Here is a 17,936-nt window from a genome sequence, read left to right as displayed (position 1 = left end):
TGGAATATGGACGATTTCGGACAAAAGAAAGGTAATAAAAAAGAATTTTCGGATAATTTTAAGGAATAATCTTAATTATTTAAGGGATATTTTTACTGATACGCATTTGTTTGACGGCGGCAGAAGAGAGAGTCTTTTACCGCCGGTCCTCTAGCTACGGCTCAGAATGCCGCGACGATACAGGTTTCGCCGAATACGCGTTAAGCCGGGTTTCGGTTTACGCGGTTCATCAAGACTTGCCAGCACAATCTCCAGCACGCGTTCCGCGACATCACGATGACGCTGCGCCACCGCCAGTACCGGGCATTGCAGAAAATCCAGCAGCTCATGATCGCCGAAGGTCGCAATCGCCAAATCCGAGGGCAGTTTTCCATCGCGCCGCAGCGTAACGTCCATCACGCCCTGTAATAGCGCGAATGATGTCGTAAAGAGCGCCTGCGGCATAGGATGCGTTTCCAGCCATTTCTCAAACAGCTGCGCGGCGGCTTCGCGCTCATAGCTGTTGGCATATAAGAAATTCACCTCCCGCGGATCGTCTTTCCATGCGGTGCGGAACCCCTGCTCGCGCAGGAAACTGACGGACAACTCCGGCAGCGCGCCCAAATAAAGCACCGTTTCCGCCGGGAATTTACGCAGCTCTTCCGCCAACATCTCGGCATCATCCTGATCGGCGCCGACCACGCTGGTGAAATGTTCGCGATCCAGCGCGCGGTCGAGCGCGACGATGGGGAACGGATCGTTGGCCCAGCGCTGATAGAAGGGATGCTCCGGCGGTAACGAAGTTGAAACAATGATTGCATCCACCTGGCGTTGCAAAAGGTGCTCAATGCAGCGCATTTCGTTATCCGGCTGATCTTCAGAACAGGCGATCAGCAGTTGGTAGCCACGCTGGCGTGCCTGGCGCTCAAGATAGTTTGCGATACGGGTGTAGCTCGTGTTTTCAAGGTCCGGGATCACCAGACCAATGGAACGTGTGCGTCCAGCACGCAGCCCGGCAGCCACAGCGTTAGGATGGTAATTGTGCTCACGCACTACCGCCATGACTTTTTCTACGGTTTTGTCGCTCACGCGGTATTGCTTTGCTTTACCGTTTATAACGTAGCTTGCAGTTGTGCGCGAGACACCGGCCAGCCGAGCGATTTCATCCAGTTTCACAATTGCCCCTTGTGTAAATTGTACAAACCATAACCTTTATGTCGGCATGGGTTAAAATCGTTAACATCTAAGCGCAGTTTGATCACTCCGGCAACCGCTTTTATTCCGGGTTACCACGGATTTCGCAAAAAAAAGCCCAACCGGTGATATTGGGTTGGGCGATAATTCCTGTTGGCTGATATCCGGCAAACCTGCCTGATGGCGCTACGCTTATCAGACCTGGGCCAGATATCAGCCTGTAGACCGGATAAAACGCAACCGCGTCGTCATCCGGCGAATCTGCTCAGCGCATAATCTTATCGCCGCGCGAAAGCCCGACGACGCCTGAACGCGCCACTTCAACAATTTTCGCCACGTCGCGCAGCGAGGCCAGAAAAGCATCCAGTTTATCGCTGGTGCCCGCCAGTTGAACGGTATACAGCGTTGGCGTAACGTCAATAATCTGACCACGGAAAATTTCCGTATTACGCTTCACCTCTTCCCGTCCGTAGCCGCTGGCCTGGATTTTCACCAGCATGATTTCCCGCTCAACGTGCGCTCCCTGTCCCAGCTCGCTGACGCGCAGCACATCAACCAGCTTGTGCAGTTGCTTTTCAATTTGCTCAAGCACTTTTTCATCGCCTACCGTCTGGATAGTCATGCGCGACAACGTCGGATCGTCTGTCGGCGCGACGGTCAGACTTTCAATATTATATCCGCGTTGCGAAAAGAGGCCGATAACCCGCGATAACGCCCCAGATTCGTTTTCCAGTAATACCGATAAAATCCGGCGCATCATCAGGTCCTCTCCGTTTTGCTTAACCACATTTCGTCCATCCCGCCCCCGCGAATCTGCATCGGATAGACATGCTCGCTGCCATCAACGGTGACATCGACGAACACCAGTCGGTTATTACGCACATGCTCAAGGGCTTCGCTGAGTTTACTTTCCAGCTCATCCGGACGGTTAATCTGCAGCCCGACATGGCCATATGCTTCCGCCAGGCGCACAAAATCCGGTAACGACTGCATATAAGACTGAGAATGGCGACCGGAATAGATCATATCCTGCCACTGTTTCACCATCCCCAGATAACGGTTGTTCAGGTTCAGAACCAGTACCGGCAGTTCATACTGTAAGGCTGTCGACAGCTCCTGAATGTTCATCTGTATACTGCCATCGCCGGTCACGCAGACCACCATTTCTTTCGGCAGGGCCATTTTAACGCCCAGCGCAGCCGGTAGGCCAAAACCCATCGTGCCGAGTCCGCCGGAATTAATCCAGCGACGTGGTTTATCGAACGGGTAATAGAGAGCAGCAAACATCTGGTGTTGTCCTACATCGGACGTCACGTACGCGTCGCCCTTCGTCAGACGCCAGAGGGTTTCAATCACCGCCTGGGGTTTAATGCTTTCGCTTTCCGCGTCATATTTCAGGCACTGACGGGCGCGCCAGATCTCTATCTGCTGCCACCAGTCGCGAATATCATCCTGCGGCTGAGACGGCGCATCCTGCGCCAGTAGCTCCAGCATTTGTTCCAGTACCAGGCGGGCATCGCCCACCACCGGGATATCAGCGTTAACCGTTTTGGATATGGACGTCGGGTCAATGTCGATGTGTAATACCGTCGCGTTCGGACAATATTTAGCGAGATTATTCGTCGTGCGGTCGTCAAATCGTACGCCAACAGCGAAAATCACGTCGGCGTTATGCATGGTCATATTGGCTTCATAAGTGCCATGCATTCCCAGCATTCCTAACGACTGGCGATGAGTAGCAGGAAACGCGCCCAGTCCCATTAATGAAGAGACCACCGGCAGGTTAAAGGTTTCAATGATGTGACGCAGCGGCACATAGCAGGCCGCGCTTATCGCCCCTCCCCCAACGTAGACCACCGGCTTTTTTGCCGACGCCAGCGTTTGCAAGGCTCGCTTAATTTGTCCTTTATGTCCTGATGTTGTGGGATTGTAAGAGCGCATACTGACCGTCTCCGGCCAGGCATACGGCATTTTTTTCGCCGGATTCAAAATATCTTTCGGCAGATCCACGACCACCGGCCCAGGACGTCCGCTTGCCGCCAGCCAGAAGGCCTTTTTAAGCACCTGGGGAATATCTTCCGTCTGTTTGACCAGGAAGCTATGTTTGACCACCGGTCGGGAAATCCCCACCATGTCGCACTCCTGAAAGGCATCATAGCCAATCAATGAGGTGGCGACCTGGCCGGAAAGAATCACCAGCGGAATGGAATCCATATAGGCCGTAGCAATCCCGGTAATCGCATTGGTCGCTCCCGGTCCGGAAGTCACCAGCACCACGCCAACGTCGCCAGTGGCTCGCGCCAGGCCATCCGCCATATGCACCGCGGCCTGCTCATGACGCACCAGCACATGATCGATCCCTCCAACGGTATGTAGCGCATCATAAATATCAAGCACTGCGCCTCCAGGATAGCCGAACACCTGCTTTACGCCTTGATCGATAAGCGATCGGACGACCATCTCGGCTCCAGACAACATCTCCACGGCTTGCCTCCACTTTATACCTGTCATCACGGTTTGACGGACACCTTAACCGCTCGCTATCACGCCTGGCAATTGGGTGGAATGACGTAAAGATGGGGAAGGTTAGAATAATCAGGAGGCAAGAAGAGAAGAAATGGAGAAATACTCCGTCTGAATCACACCAGGTAATAAATAATCGCTTATAAATGCAGACTTACAGCAATTCATCTATTTTTCACAACGACGAAAAGAATCGCTCACCGTTAAATCAGCATAAAATTTTTGATATACACAAAAAAGCAGAATAAACCAGAATTTGTTTCTGATTTATTCTGCCCGGTTTTATCGCTTACAAACAGAAACTAATAAATCTTCCATCCATTGGTGCCCTTTATCACGCCCAGCCGCTTCATGCCAGGAAAGGTAGCATGTCCGGCTATTCAGTTTTAAAGGCAACGGCAATATTTGCAGATCCAGCGACTCCGCAAACTCTTCCGCCAGCCAGCGCGGGGCAATAGCGACCAAATGCGTCTGCGAAACCACGTTCAGAACGCTGATAAGTGCCATGCCCTGATAAGCCACGCTCGACTGTTTATCCGGCGTGTCATACCACGGTTGACTAAATGACGCATAACGATCGAGAGAAACAACCGCATGTTGTTCATTATAAACATCGCCTTCCAGTAGCGGGCCGCTAATACGCGGGTGTTTTCGGCTGGCGACTAAAACCATTTCATCTTTAAATAGCGGTACGCTGGTAAACTCAGGACGACGGAATTCTTCATAACTAATAACGAACTCGGTTTCCTGATAGCGTAGCTGATGCTCAGTATTCTGATTCAACGACGCTTTAAAAACGACATGAATATTTGGCGCAATTTTTTCTACACGATTATAAATCTGTGACGTCAGGATATTATCCAGCGGACTGCACACGCAAAGATTGAATACACGTTCGCTGCTGGTCGGCTCAAACCCCGATCCCGGCAATTCATTTTGCACCAATTGCAACGCCTGACGGACTGAACCAAATAACTGAAATGCACGGGCAGTCGGCTGAATTCCTCGTCCATATCGAACAAAAAGTTCGTCATTAAACATAACCTTCAGACGCGCTACGGCGTTACTGACCGCAGGCTGCGACATTCCCAGCGTGTGGGCGGCGCGCGTAATATTCTGCTCTTGCATTACCGCATCGAACACGGTCAATAGGTTCAAATCAACCATGCGAAGCTGTGGTTTGCCCATATCTAAAAGATGCGGCTTTTCGGTTTTGACCTCTGGCATATTTAACTCCACTGTCACGCTTAACTCCCTTTTTCTGGCTGAAGGCAGAAATAATTCCTGAAAATATGATTTACCATGCATATAAAATAAGAAAAAGGGAAAGCGTTAAAATTCGGAAAACATAAAGACGCTGACAGTGACAAATAGAATGCCAGCGCAAGCGTAATGTGTCCTGAGTCACACCATTGCGATTCATAATGTTTAAATTACGCAAGCAATATAACCATAACTATGGCGAATACACAATCATACACCAAGTGAATGATCATTTAAGTTTCAATTAAATGTTTATATTATTAATAGCTAAAAAGTTAACATTAATTTATCAATAACTTTATCCTTATCCATTAAGTAAACAAGGTTATTTGTTAAAATATAAAACAAATCAAAAAGATAAACCAAACCTTTAGCATACCTTTAACAGGCCATTCCCCTAACCAATTTGCAAACAAAAATGCCTAAATATTTCAAACAATGAAAAGTATGAATGTCCACTCGTTCTTTTATCCTTTATTGGACGCGCAGCCCAGCACAATTAGCTAAAGTACGTATCCGGATATCGTCAACAAAATGCAATGGCGACAGAAAATAGAGTTGACATTAAACGGCATATCCAGTACCACTAAAAGCATAACGCATTCGCTGGAGCTGAATTAATGTCACATATCGTTCGTTTCACTGGGCTACTACTACTCAACGCATTTATTGTGCGCGGTAGACCGGTGGGCGGCATTCAACATTAAGTCAGCTCGAAGTCAAACAAAACCCGCGCCGTTGCGCGGGTTTTTTTATGCCTGACGCAAGGCGCCCCTGGAGACAAGGACCACATCATGAGCCAGCAAGTCATTATTTTTGATACGACCTTACGCGACGGCGAACAAGCGTTACAGGCCAGCCTGAGCGCGAAAGAGAAGCTGCAGATTGCCCTGGCCCTTGAGCGCATGGGTGTTGATGTCATGGAAGTGGGCTTCCCGGTCTCTTCTCCGGGTGATTTTGAATCCGTCCAAACCATCGCCCGCACCATTAAAAACAGCCGCGTTTGCGCCCTGGCGCGTTGTGTAGAAAAAGACATCGACGTCGCGGCACAGGCGCTGAAGGTCGCCGACGCGTTTCGCATCCATACTTTTATCGCCACCTCGCCAATGCACATCGCCACCAAGCTGCGCAGCACGCTGGATGAGGTCATCGAACGCGCGGTATACATGGTTAAGCGGGCGCGTAATTACACTGATGACGTAGAGTTCTCCTGCGAAGATGCTGGCCGGACGCCTGTTGACGATCTGGCGCGCGTGGTGGAAGCCGCTATAAACGCCGGCGCGAGAACCATTAATATTCCCGATACCGTGGGCTATACCATGCCGTTTGAGTTCGCGGGAATCATTTCCGGCCTGTATGAACGTGTCCCCAATATCGACAAAGCCATCATCTCCGTTCATACCCACGACGATTTAGGGATAGCGGTAGGCAACTCGCTGGCGGCAGTACATGCGGGCGCGCGTCAGGTTGAAGGCGCGATGAACGGTATCGGAGAACGTGCCGGTAACTGCGCACTGGAAGAAGTGATCATGGCGATTAAAGTGCGCAAAGACATCATGAACGTACACACCAACATCAATCACCACGAAATCTGGCGCACCAGCCAGACCGTCAGCCAGATCTGTAACATGCCGATCCCGGCCAACAAAGCGATTGTCGGCAGCGGCGCTTTCGCCCACTCTTCCGGCATCCACCAGGATGGCGTCCTCAAGAACCGCGAAAACTATGAAATCATGACGCCAGAGTCCATCGGTCTGAACCAGATACAGCTGAACCTGACCTCCCGCTCTGGCCGTGCCGCCGTGAAACATCGCATGGAAGAGATGGGTTACAAGGACACAGACTACAACATGGACCACCTGTACGACGCGTTCCTGAAGCTGGCGGACAAAAAAGGCCAGGTGTTCGACTATGACCTGGAAGCGCTGGCGTTTATTAATAAACAGCAAGAAGAACCAGAGCATTTCCGTCTGGATTACTTCAGCGTGCAGTCCGGCTCCAGCGATATCGCCACCGCTTCCGTGAAGCTGGCCTGTGGTGAAGAGATCAAGGCCGAGGCGGCGAACGGCAACGGCCCGGTCGACGCCATCTATCAGGCGATTAACCGCCTCACCGGTTACGACGTTGAGTTGGTTAAATACGACCTGAACGCCAAAGGCCAGGGCAAAGACGCGCTGGGTCAGGTCGATATCGTCGTGAACCATCATGGTCGCCGCTTCCACGGCGTCGGGCTGGCGACGGATATCGTCGAATCCTCCGCCAAAGCGATGGTGCACGTACTGAACAATATCTGGCGCGCCGCCGAAGTTGAAAAAGAATTGCAACGCAAAGCTCAAAATAAAGAGAACAACAAGGAAACCGTGTAATGTCGAAGAACTATCATATTGCCGTATTGCCGGGCGACGGCATCGGCCCGGAAGTCATGGCGCAAGCCCTGAAAGTTATGGATGCGGTACGCAGCCGTTTTGATATGCGTATCACCACCAGCCGCTATGACGTCGGCGGTATTGCTATCGACAATCATGGTCATCCACTGCCGAAAGCCACCGTTGAAGGGTGCGAGCAGGCGGATGCCATTCTGTTTGGCTCCGTCGGCGGCCCGAAATGGGAAAATTTGCCCCCGGAAAGCCAGCCGGAGCGCGGCGCTCTGCTGCCGCTGCGCAAACATTTCAAATTATTCAGTAACCTGCGTCCGGCGAAACTGTATCAGGGACTGGAAGCATTTTGCCCGTTGCGCGCCGATATCGCCGCTAACGGTTTCGATATCCTGTGCGTGCGCGAGCTGACCGGCGGGATCTATTTCGGACAGCCAAAAGGCCGTGAAGGCAGCGGTCAGTACGAAAAAGCCTTTGATACCGAAGTTTATCACCGCTTTGAGATCGAGCGCATTGCCCGTATCGCCTTTGAATCGGCGCGTAAACGCCGCCGTAAAGTCACCTCTATTGATAAAGCCAACGTACTGCAAAGCTCTATCCTGTGGCGTGAAATCGTCAATGATGTCGCGAAAACGTATCCCGATGTGGAACTCGCGCACATGTATATCGATAACGCCACCATGCAGTTGATTAAAGACCCGTCACAGTTTGACGTACTGCTGTGCTCTAACCTGTTCGGCGACATTCTGTCCGACGAATGCGCCATGATCACCGGCTCAATGGGGATGTTGCCCTCCGCCAGCCTGAACGAGCAAGGGTTTGGCCTGTATGAACCGGCTGGCGGCTCCGCGCCGGATATCGCCGGGAAAAATATCGCCAACCCAATTGCGCAGATCCTGTCGCTGGCGCTGCTGCTGCGCTACAGCCTGGATGCCAACGATGCGGCAACGGCCATTGAACAGGCGATCAATCGCGCATTAGAAGAGGGCGTTCGCACCGGCGATTTAGCCAGGGGCGCTGCCGCAGTCAGTACCGATGAGATGGGCGATATTATCGCCCGCTATGTCGCAGAAGGGGTGTAATCATGGCCAAAACGTTATACGAAAAATTATTTGATGCCCACGTGGTCTTTGAGGCGCCAAACGAAACGCCGCTGCTGTACATCGACCGCCACCTGGTGCATGAAGTCACCTCTCCGCAGGCGTTTGACGGTCTGCGCGCGCACCATCGTCCGGTACGTCAGCCAGGGAAAACCTTCGCCACGATGGATCACAACGTCTCGACGCAGACTAAAGACATTAATGCTTCCGGTGAAATGGCGCGTATCCAGATGCAGGAGCTGATTAAGAACTGTAACGAATTCGGCGTCGAGCTGTATGACCTGAATCACCCGTATCAGGGCATCGTCCATGTGATGGGGCCGGAACAAGGCATCACCCTGCCGGGCATGACCATCGTCTGCGGCGACTCCCACACCGCCACCCACGGCGCGTTTGGCGCGCTGGCCTTCGGCATCGGCACTTCTGAGGTAGAACATGTACTGGCGACGCAAACCCTGAAACAGGGGCGCGCTAAAACCATGAAGATTGAAGTCACGGGCAACGCCGCGCCGGGCATTACCGCCAAAGACATCGTGCTGGCGATCATCGGTAAAACCGGCAGCGCCGGCGGCACCGGGCACGTGGTTGAATTTTGCGGCGACGCGATCCGCGCGCTGAGTATGGAAGGCCGCATGACGCTGTGCAATATGGCGATTGAGATGGGCGCCAAAGCCGGTCTGGTCGCCCCGGATGAAACCACTTTCAACTACGTAAAAGGACGTTTACACGCACCGAAGGGCCGCGATTTTGACGAAGCCGTCGAGTACTGGAAAACGCTGAAAACCGATGACGGCGCGACCTTTGATACTGTCGTCACCCTGCGAGCAGAAGAGATCGCGCCGCAGGTGACCTGGGGCACGAATCCGGGCCAGGTGATTTCCGTCACCGACATCATCCCCGATCCCGCCTCTTTTAGCGATCCGGTTGAGCGCGCCAGCGCCGAAAAAGCGCTGGCTTATATGGGCTTACAGCCGGGCGTACCGTTAACGGACGTTGCTATCGATAAAGTCTTTATCGGCTCTTGTACCAATTCGCGTATTGAAGATTTGCGCGCGGCGGCGGAAGTCGCCAAAGGGCGCAAAGTTGCGCCTGGCGTGCAGGCGCTGGTGGTGCCGGGTTCAGGTCCGGTGAAAGCGCAGGCGGAAGCGGAAGGTCTGGACAAGATCTTTATCGAAGCAGGATTTGAATGGCGCTTACCAGGCTGTTCCATGTGCCTGGCCATGAATAATGACCGCCTGAACCCGGGCGAGCGCTGCGCATCCACCAGCAACCGTAACTTTGAAGGCCGTCAGGGCCGCGGGGGTCGCACGCATTTAGTCAGCCCGGCGATGGCCGCCGCTGCCGCCGTTACCGGCCACTTCGCCGACATTCGCAGCATCAAATAAGGAAACTACCATGGCAGAGAAATTTACCCAGCATACCGGCCTGGTTGTCCCACTGGATGCCGCCAACGTCGATACCGATGCAATTATCCCTAAACAGTTTTTGCAGAAGGTTACGCGCACCGGTTTTGGCGCCCATCTGTTTAACGACTGGCGCTTCCTGGACGAAAAGGGCCAACAGCCAAATCCGGAATTCGTGTTGAACTTTCCGGAATATCAAGGCGCGTCGATTCTGTTGGCGCGAGAAAACTTTGGCTGCGGCTCGTCGCGCGAACACGCGCCGTGGGCGCTGACCGATTACGGCTTTAAAGTGGTGATCGCGCCAAGCTTCGCCGACATTTTCTACGGCAACAGCTTTAACAACCAACTGCTGCCGGTAACCCTGAGCGACGCACAGGTCGATGAGCTGTTTGCTCTGGTGAAAGCCAATCCGGGCATTAAATTTGAAGTGGATCTGGAAGCACAGGTGGTAAAAGCAGGCGATAAAACCTACAGCTTTAAAATCGACGACTTCCGCCGCCACTGCATGTTGAACGGTCTGGACAGCATTGGGCTGACGCTGCAGCACGAAGACGCGATTGCCGCCTACGAAAATAAACAACCGGCATTTATGCGGTAACCCTTGATGTCTTACCGGGCCTACAGGTTATGCAATATCACCAGGTTGCCACTATATCCTGTAGGCCTGATAAGCGTAGCGCCATCAAGCTCCGGGTTACTCATCAGTCGCTCATGCCGGGGATATTCCGGCATTTTTTATACGTCTTTTACTCGCCCGGTCCCCCCGCGTGACCACAGAAACCGCCGTATAAATCCCGTTGAGACGCCGTCCCATCATCGTCATCCAGAAACAGCCGAAATAAAAAAAGCCAGCAGATATTATCTGCTGGCGGGTGATTTTAGGCTATCGCCTACACCAATACTCAGTCACACATGATGTCTGCAATTGGCTTCAATCGGTCGCCTCCCACTGCATCAGTTCCGCGAGCATTTTTAAGCGCTGCGGCGCGCTCAGGCAAGCCAGCCAGGACGTTTTTTCCGTCGCGGCAAAATATCTCAACCAGAACTGGCGCATAGTGACCTCTTCCTCTTGCTTCATCGAAAGATATTATTGGCCTAATATAGGGATAATAAAATTGCTGAGTTTTTCATCGGAGTTCCCCTTTTATGCCCTCAGGTCGCCTGCAACAACAATTTATCCGTCTCTGGCAATGTTGTGACGGTAAAACGCAAGACACCACGCTTAATGAGCTGGCGGATCTGCTGAACTGTTCGCGTCGCCATATGCGTACGCTGCTAAATACGATGCAGGCGCGCGGTTGGCTAACATGGGAAGCCGAGGTTGGACGCGGAAAGCGTTCGCGTCTGACGTTCCTGTATACCGGACTGGCGCTGCAACAGCAGCGGGCGGAAGACCTGCTGGAACAAGATCGAATCGATCAACTGGTACAACTGGTCGGCGATAAAAGCGCTGTCAGGCAAATGCTGATTTCCCATCTGGGACGCAGCTTCCGCCAGGGGCGGCATATTCTGCGGGTTCTTTACTATCGTCCGATGCACAATCTCCTGCCGGGAACCGCATTACGTCGCTCGGAAACCCATATTGCCCGGCAAATTTTCAGTTCGCTCACGCGGGTAAATGAGGAAAACGGGGAACTGGAAGCGGACATTGCGCACCACTGGCAGCAAATTTCCCCTTTACTGTGGCGCTTCTACCTGCGCCCCGGCATTCATTTTCATCATGGCCGCGAGCTGGAGATGGAAGATGTCATCGCCTCGCTGACGCGTATCAATACGCTTCCGCTTTACTCGCACATCAAAAAGATAGACTCCCCTACCGCGTGGACGCTGGATATTCATCTTTCCCAGCCGGATCGCTGGTTGCCGTGGCTGCTGGGCCAGGTCCCGGCGATGATTTTGCCGCGGGAGTGGGAAACGCTGGCTAATTTCGCCAGCCACCCTATCGGCACCGGGCCTTATGCCGTGCGGCGTAATACGCCAAACCAGCTCAAGATACTCGCCTTTGATGATTACTTCGGCTACCGGGCGTTGATAGACGAAGTGAACGTCTGGGTACTGCCGGATATCAGTGAAGAACCGGCCTGCGGCTTGATGCTGGAAGGGCCGATACAAGGCGGTGAAAAAGCGATAGAAAGCCGACTGGAAGAGGGGTGCTATTACCTGCTATTCGACGCCAGGACGCCGCGCGGCGCGCATCCGCAGGTCAGAGAATGGGTAAGCCACGTCCTCTCCCCCACCAATTTACTCTATCATGCCGATGAACCGCTACAGCAGCTCTGGTTCCCGGCCTATGGGCTTTTACCGCGCTGGCATCACGCCCGTCCAGGCCCGGGCGAAAAACCCGCCGGGCTGGAAACCCTCACGCTGACCTTCTATCGCGAACACATTGAGCACCGGGTTATCGCCCGTATCATGAGCGCGCTTCTGGCTGAACATCAGGTGCATCTGCATATTCAGGAGATCGACTACGATCAATGGCACGCCGGCGACATCGAAAGCGATATCTGGCTCAATAGCGCTAACTTTACGCTACCGCTGGATTTCTCGCTGTTCGCGCACCTGTGCGAAGTACCGCTCTTGCAGAACTGCATTCCGCGCGACTGGCAGGGCGACGCCGCGCAGTGGCGCGCTGGCGAGATGAACCTGGCGAACTGGTGCCAGCAGCTGCTGACCAACAAAGCGATTGTGCCGTTGATCCACCACTGGCTGATTATCCAGGGACAACGCAGTATGCGCGGGCTGCGCATGAATACCCTCGGCTGGTTTGATTTTAAATCGGCGTGGTTTGCGCCGCCAGATCCTTAACGCCAGCTCTTGATTGCTGCCCGGCAACAAAATCACTACACTAACGCCGAACTCAACGGGGTGCCGCGCTCATGCGCGCGCTGAGAAAATACCCGTCGAACCTGATCCGGATAATGCCGGCGAAGGGATTTGAGGCTACCTCTCAAGTCCTTTGCCACTCTTTAACTGAGGTGCAAAGTGTTAAAAAAATATCTTCCGCTTTTACTCCTGTGCGCGGCGCCTGCTTTCGCCAAACCCGTTCTCACCGTCTATACCTACGACTCGTTCGCCGCCGACTGGGGGCCAGGCCCGGCGGTGAAAAAAGCGTTTGAAGCCGATTGCAACTGCGAGCTGAAACTGGTAGCGCTGGAGGATGGCGTTTCACTGCTCAACCGCCTGCGGATGGAGGGGAAGAACAGCAAAGCCGATGTGGTGTTGGGGCTGGACAATAATCTGCTGGAAGCGGCCACGCAAACTAAACTCTTTGCCAAAAGCGGCGTGGCGAATGAGGCGGTCAAGGTGCCCGGCGGCTGGAAAAACGACACATTTGTGCCGTTCGATTACGGCTATTTCGCCTTTGTCTACGATAAAAGCAAGCTGAAAAATCCGCCGAAAAGCCTGAAAGAACTGGTCGAGAGCGATCAAAAATGGCGGGTGATTTATCAGGACCCGCGTACCAGTACGCCAGGGCTGGGGCTGTTACTGTGGATGCGCAAAGTCTATGGCGATAACGCGCCGCAGGCCTGGCAAAAACTGGCGGCCAAAACGGTGACGGTGACGAAAGGCTGGAGCGAGGCCTACGGTTTATTTCTGAAAGGTGAAAGCGATTTGGTGCTCAGTTACACCACCTCTCCGGCGTATCACATTATTGAAGAGAAGAAGGACAATTACGCCGCCGCGAACTTCAGCGAAGGCCATTACTTACAGGTAGAAGTCGCGGCGCGTACCGTCGCCAGTAAGCAGCCGGAACTGGCGGAGAAATTCCTCAAATTTATGGTTTCTCCGGCGTTTCAGAACGCCATACCCACCGGCAACTGGATGTACCCGGTAGCGGACGTCGCCTTACCCGCAGGGTTTGAATCATTGGCCAAACCCGCCACAACGCTGGAATTCACGCCGCAACAGGTGGCAGCACAACGCCAGGCATGGATTAGCGAATGGCAACGCGCCGTCAGCCGTTAATTCCCGGCTGGCTGATTCCGGGGCTGTGCGCCGCCGCGCTGATGATAACCGTCTCGCTGGCGGCCTTTCTGGCGCTTTGGCTGAACGCGCCGTCGGGCGCGTGGTCGACAATCTGGCGGGATAGCTACCTGTGGCATGTGGTGCGCTTCTCATTCTGGCAGGCGTTTCTGTCCGCAGTGCTGTCTGTGGTCCCGGCGGTTTTTCTCGCCCGCGCGCTTTATCGACGCCGTTTTCCTGGACGTCTGGCGCTGCTGCGTCTGTGCGCCATGACGCTGATTCTGCCGGTACTGGTTGCCGTGTTCGGCATTCTTAGCGTGTATGGCCGTCAGGGCTGGCTGGCCTCGCTGTGGCAGATGCTGGGGCTTCAGTGGACATTCTCCCCCTACGGCTTGCAGGGCATTTTACTGGCGCACGTCTTTTTTAACCTGCCAATGGCGAGCCGTTTGTTGCTGCAATCTTTGGAAAGCATTCCCGGCGAGCAGCGCCAGCTCGCCGCCCAGCTCGGTATGCGCGGCTGGCATTTTTTCCGCTTTGTCGAATGGCCGTGGCTGCGCCGCCAAATTCCGCCCGTCGCGGCGCTGATTTTTATGCTCTGCTTCGCCAGTTTCGCAACGGTCCTGTCGCTCGGCGGCGGCCCGCAGGCCACCACTATCGAGCTGGCTATCTTTCAGGCGCTCAGTTATGACTACGATCCCGCCCGCGCGGCGATGCTGGCATTAATCCAGATGGTCTGCTGCCTGGCGCTGGTACTGCTAAGCCAACGGCTGAGCAAAGCGATTGCGCCGGGGATGACGCTGACGCAGGGTTGGCGCGATCCTGATGATCGTCTCCACAGCCGTCTGACGGACGCCTTATTAATCGTGCTGGCGCTGCTGCTGCTGCTTCCGCCGCTGGTCGCCGTGGTGGTCGATGGCGTCAACCGCAGCCTGCCGGAGGTGCTGGCGCAACCCATTCTGTGGCAGGCTGTCTGGACATCGCTACGCATTGCGCTGGCGGCGGGCGTTCTGTGTGTGGTGCTGACCATGATGCTACTGTGGAGTAGCCGCGAGCTACGCCAACGCCAGCAAGTCTTCGCCGGACAAACGCTGGAACTCAGCGGAATGTTGATCCTCGCGATGCCGGGGATCGTGCTGGCGACAGGCTTCTTTTTACTGCTCAATAACAGCGTTGGCTTACCGGAATCCGCCGACGGCATCGTGATTTTCACCAATGCGCTGATGGCAATCCCCTACGCGCTAAAAGTCCTGGAAAACCCAATGCGCGATATTACCGCCCGTTATGGAATGCTGTGCCAGTCATTAGGAATTGAAGGCTGGTCGCGGTTAAAGGTCGTGGAACTGCGGGCGCTGAAACGTCCGCTGGCGCAGGCGCTGGCGTTTGCCTGCGTACTTTCTATCGGTGATTTTGGCGTCGTCGCGCTTTTCGGCAATGACAATTTCCGCACGCTGCCGTTTTATCTGTATCAGCAGATCGGCTCCTACCGCAGCCAGGACGGCGCGGTGACCGCGCTGATACTGCTGCTGCTCTGCTTTACGTTATTTACCCTCATAGAGAAACTACCGGGCCGACATGCTAAAACTGATTGATATCACCTGGCTTTACCATCATTTGCCGATGCGTTTTACGCTGGCGGTAGAACGCGGCGAGCAGGTGGCGATTCTTGGCCCCAGCGGCGCGGGGAAAAGCACGTTGTTGAATTTAATTGCCGGTTTTCTTGCGCCTGCCAGCGGTACGTTACTGATTGCCGGTGACGATCATACGCTTACGCCGCCCTCACGCCGTCCGGTCTCAATGCTGTTTCAGGAGAATAATTTATTCAGCCACCTGAATGTGCAGCAAAATATCGGTCTGGGGCTAAACCCCGGGTTAACGCTCAACGCCAGCCAGCGGGAAAAACGGGACGCTATCGCATGTCAGATGGGCATTGAGAGTCTGATGACGCGTTTACCGGGCGAACTGTCCGGCGGCCAGCGTCAGCGGGTAGCGCTGGCGCGCTGCCTGGTACGTGAACAGCCGGTACTGCTGCTGGATGAACCGTTCTCCGCGCTCGATCCCGCGCTGCGCCAGGAGATGCTGACGTTGGTCAGCGATATCTGCCGCGAGCGACAGCTCACGCTGTTGATGGTCTCGCACAGCGTGGAAGATGCGGCGCGAATTGCGCCCCGGTCAATCGTCGTGGCCGACGGACGCATTGCGTGGCAAGGCAAAACAGACGAGCTACTAAGCGGTCAAGCCAGCGCCTCAGCGCTATTGGGCATCAAATCCCATATTTTGTAGGCCGGATAAGGCGAAGCCGCCATCCGGCAAAGGAATCGTTAGTAACCCACAACTTTGCGCAGAATATCGATATATACCGGCATCAGCGGGTGGCGAACCAGCACCACCAGCGCGACCACGCCGATCCCGAGCGTCAACGGCGCCAGATACAGCAAACGGCTGCGGGGGAAATACGCGGTTAAACGATCGACTGCCGCTTTGCCGCTGCGCCACAGCCGCCAGCATAGCCAGCCTCCGACCCACAGCAGCAACGCCGTCGCCAGCAGCAGCCATTTGAAATCTCCGCTCTGCATATCGGAAGGAATATCGATTGCCGCTCCCGCCAGAATGCCCGGCAGGAAATAAAACGGCGGCCACAGCAAACAGCCAATCAAGTTCGGCCCAATAAATTTCGCCACGGGAAGATCCAGCATCCCTGCCACCATCGGCACCAGCGGCCTCGTCGGACCGACAAAACGTCCGACCAGGATCGTGAACATACTGTGCTGATGCAGCGCGTGTTCGGTTTTATCCAGCAGCGACTTGTTCTTTTTCATAAAAGACCAGCGGTGTAGCGGCTTTTTAAAGCGCCACCCCAGCCAGAACGAAATCCAGTCGCCCATCAGACAGCCGATAATACCCACCAGCCAGGCATGCCAAAAATTGAGCTCGCCGCTGCCGATAAGCGCGCCCAGCCCCGCCATCAGTACCGTGCCGGGTAAAATCAACCCCACCAGCGCCAGCGATTCCAGGAAGGCGACCAGCAACACGGCGATAAGCGAATACAGAGTGGATTGGGTGATAAAGTGTTCCAGCAGTGCTTGCATAGTGTGTCCGTCAGCGTGATGAAGCAGGGATTCTGCTTACCCCGTCCCCCTTCGTCAAGCCGTCAATTATCCGAATAGTTACGGCTTATGACATCTTTGTGGACACATCATTCACTTTTTATTCACATCCGGCCCTGAACTCGCTAGGACTTGCCCCGGTGCATTTTTTAAATACCCGCGAAAAATAGAGCTGATCGTCAAATCCAACATTGCGCCCAACGGACGCTATCGGCATTCGCGTAGTGCTAAGCAGAAGTTTCGCCTGGCTGATACGCTGATCTTCGCGCCAGCTCAATACGCTAATGCCTAACTGCTGGCGGAACAGATGCGATAACCGGGAGGGCGACAGGCAGACATGCTGGGCGACGCTGGCGATATCAAAATGACTGTCCGCGAGATGGTCGCTGATATACTGGCAGGCATCGCGCACACGGCTATCCATCGGCGGATGCAACGACTCATTAATTACCGCCATACGTCTGAGCAACAGCTGCTCCAGCAGATTGATCGCCAGTAGCTCAGAATAGCGACCTTCCCCTTGCCCGGCGCTGATGATCTGCCCGAACAGTTCGCTGAAATGCGGCTGGCGCGCCTCGTCCGGGCGGAAAAATCCTGTCTGGGCAAAGATTGTCGGCCAGGTCAGCCACTCCTGCCAGTAGGCGCGAGGCCGGAAATAAACCCACTGGTGATACCACTCGCTGGCGTCCGGATGCCGTCCATAGTGATGAATCTCGCCCGGCGGAAACAATAATATATCGCCTGGCCGACACACAAACTGCTCGCCATTATTATTAATGACGCCCTCTCCGCGGATGGTCAGGTTAAGAATATATCCCTTCATGCCCAATGGACGATCGATAAAAAAATCCAGATATCCATTCGCTTCAATTGGCGTCAGTCCGGCGACCAGATGGGCATTAAATGAATATCCCGGCAATAGCGGATCATTTTGCGTTTCAGCCATGATTTCTCTACCCCCCGATGTTCAGAGAAGAAACAAATTGTCCATATTGACCAGGACGACAGTGCTTACGTCTCCGCAAGACCTTG

Annotated in this window: 16 protein-coding genes and 1 riboswitch; of the genes, 9 read left to right on the top strand and 7 right to left on the bottom strand. The window is 54.2% G+C overall.

What is annotated here, in order from left to right; all coding sequences use genetic code 11:
* Positions 1-150: 150 nt before the first annotated feature.
* The 4 genes from cra to leuO all read right to left on the bottom strand — a co-directional run bounded on the left by cra (position 151) and on the right by leuO (position 4,923).
* A complete protein-coding gene (gene cra / locus ABVN36_RS02720) occupies positions 151-1,155 on the bottom strand; it encodes a catabolite repressor/activator (protein WP_000762406.1) in 1,005 nt (334 codons plus the stop codon).
* Between the two features lie 283 nt (positions 1,156-1,438).
* Positions 1,439-1,930, bottom strand: coding sequence for an acetolactate synthase small subunit (ilvN, locus tag ABVN36_RS02715; RefSeq protein ID WP_001563086.1), 492 nt, complete (start codon positions 1,928-1,930; stop codon positions 1,439-1,441).
* A gap of 2 nt (positions 1,931-1,932) precedes the next feature.
* Complete coding sequence (gene ilvI, locus ABVN36_RS02710) at positions 1,933-3,657, bottom strand: acetolactate synthase 3 large subunit (protein WP_023139002.1); 1,725 nt, start codon at positions 3,655-3,657, stop codon at positions 1,933-1,935.
* Positions 3,658-3,978: 321 nt separating this feature from the next.
* Positions 3,979-4,923, bottom strand: a complete 945-nt coding sequence (gene leuO / locus ABVN36_RS02705) for a transcriptional regulator LeuO (protein WP_001115420.1) — start codon at positions 4,921-4,923, stop codon at positions 3,979-3,981.
* A 656-nt stretch (positions 4,924-5,579) separates the two neighbouring features.
* Here leuO and leuL point away from each other — a divergent pair.
* The 5 genes from leuL (at position 5,580) to leuD (ending at position 10,435) form a co-directional block, all read left to right on the top strand.
* The gene (gene leuL, locus ABVN36_RS02700; protein WP_001575587.1) at positions 5,580-5,666 is read left to right on the top strand and encodes a leu operon leader peptide; all 87 of its coding nucleotides are present in this window, start codon (positions 5,580-5,582) and stop codon (positions 5,664-5,666) included.
* 87 nt (positions 5,667-5,753) lie between these two features.
* Entirely contained in the window at positions 5,754-7,325 is a 1,572-nt protein-coding gene (gene leuA, locus ABVN36_RS02695) for a 2-isopropylmalate synthase (protein WP_000082820.1), read from the top strand.
* Positions 7,325-8,416, top strand: coding sequence for a 3-isopropylmalate dehydrogenase (gene leuB, locus ABVN36_RS02690; RefSeq protein WP_000042336.1), 1,092 nt, complete (start codon positions 7,325-7,327; stop codon positions 8,414-8,416). The genes leuA and leuB overlap by 1 nt, the downstream gene beginning before the upstream one ends.
* A gap of 2 nt (positions 8,417-8,418) precedes the next feature.
* Positions 8,419-9,819 carry a 3-isopropylmalate dehydratase large subunit gene (gene leuC, locus ABVN36_RS02685; protein ID WP_023139004.1) on the top strand — a complete coding sequence of 467 codons (1,401 nt, stop codon included), beginning with the start codon at positions 8,419-8,421 and terminating at the stop codon, positions 9,817-9,819.
* A 10-nt stretch (positions 9,820-9,829) separates the two neighbouring features.
* On the top strand, positions 9,830-10,435 hold the full coding sequence (gene leuD / locus ABVN36_RS02680; RefSeq protein ID WP_000818267.1) for a 3-isopropylmalate dehydratase small subunit: 606 nt from the start codon (positions 9,830-9,832) through the stop codon (positions 10,433-10,435).
* A gap of 333 nt (positions 10,436-10,768) precedes the next feature.
* Here the strand turns inward: leuD and sgrT are convergent, their stop codons facing one another.
* Positions 10,769-10,891, bottom strand: a complete 123-nt coding sequence (gene sgrT / locus ABVN36_RS02675) for a glucose uptake inhibitor SgrT (protein WP_001248755.1) — start codon at positions 10,889-10,891, stop codon at positions 10,769-10,771.
* 92 nt (positions 10,892-10,983) lie between these two features.
* On the opposite strand from sgrT, the gene sgrR reads away from it, so the two are divergent.
* The 4 genes from sgrR to thiQ all read left to right on the top strand — a co-directional run bounded on the left by sgrR (position 10,984) and on the right by thiQ (position 16,080).
* A complete protein-coding gene (gene sgrR / locus ABVN36_RS02670; protein WP_020898376.1) occupies positions 10,984-12,642 on the top strand; it encodes an HTH-type transcriptional regulator SgrR in 1,659 nt (552 codons plus the stop codon).
* A gap of 46 nt (positions 12,643-12,688) precedes the next feature.
* A riboswitch (TPP riboswitch) is annotated at positions 12,689-12,788 on the top strand.
* 31 nt (positions 12,789-12,819) lie between these two features.
* Positions 12,820-13,803, top strand: a complete 984-nt coding sequence (gene thiB, locus ABVN36_RS02665) for a thiamine ABC transporter substrate binding subunit (protein WP_000915326.1) — start codon at positions 12,820-12,822, stop codon at positions 13,801-13,803.
* Complete coding sequence (gene thiP / locus ABVN36_RS02660) at positions 13,779-15,389, top strand: thiamine/thiamine pyrophosphate ABC transporter permease ThiP (RefSeq protein ID WP_000235639.1); 1,611 nt, start codon at positions 13,779-13,781, stop codon at positions 15,387-15,389. Before thiB ends, thiP begins: the two co-directional genes overlap by 25 nt.
* Complete coding sequence (gene thiQ / locus ABVN36_RS02655) at positions 15,373-16,080, top strand: thiamine ABC transporter ATP-binding protein ThiQ (RefSeq protein WP_000915962.1); 708 nt, start codon at positions 15,373-15,375, stop codon at positions 16,078-16,080. The genes thiP and thiQ overlap by 17 nt, the downstream gene beginning before the upstream one ends.
* Positions 16,081-16,118: 38 nt before the next feature.
* On the opposite strand, the gene ABVN36_RS02650 is transcribed toward thiQ, so the two are convergent.
* Together ABVN36_RS02650 and araC are read right to left on the bottom strand one after the other, a co-directional pair.
* Positions 16,119-16,886, bottom strand: a complete 768-nt coding sequence (locus tag ABVN36_RS02650) for a DedA family protein (protein ID WP_001148369.1) — start codon at positions 16,884-16,886, stop codon at positions 16,119-16,121.
* Between the two features lie 118 nt (positions 16,887-17,004).
* Positions 17,005-17,850: an arabinose operon transcriptional regulator AraC gene (araC, locus tag ABVN36_RS02645; protein ID WP_000852385.1), complete on the bottom strand. Its 846-nt coding sequence runs from the start codon at positions 17,848-17,850 to the stop codon at positions 17,005-17,007.
* Positions 17,851-17,936: the final 86 nt, after the last annotated feature.

Source organism: Salmonella sp. SJTUF15581 (assembly GCF_043356775.1).
In the GTDB taxonomy this organism is placed as follows: Bacteria; Pseudomonadota; Gammaproteobacteria; order Enterobacterales; family Enterobacteriaceae; genus Salmonella; species Salmonella enterica.
This window is presented reverse-complemented; position numbering and strand designations above follow the sequence as displayed.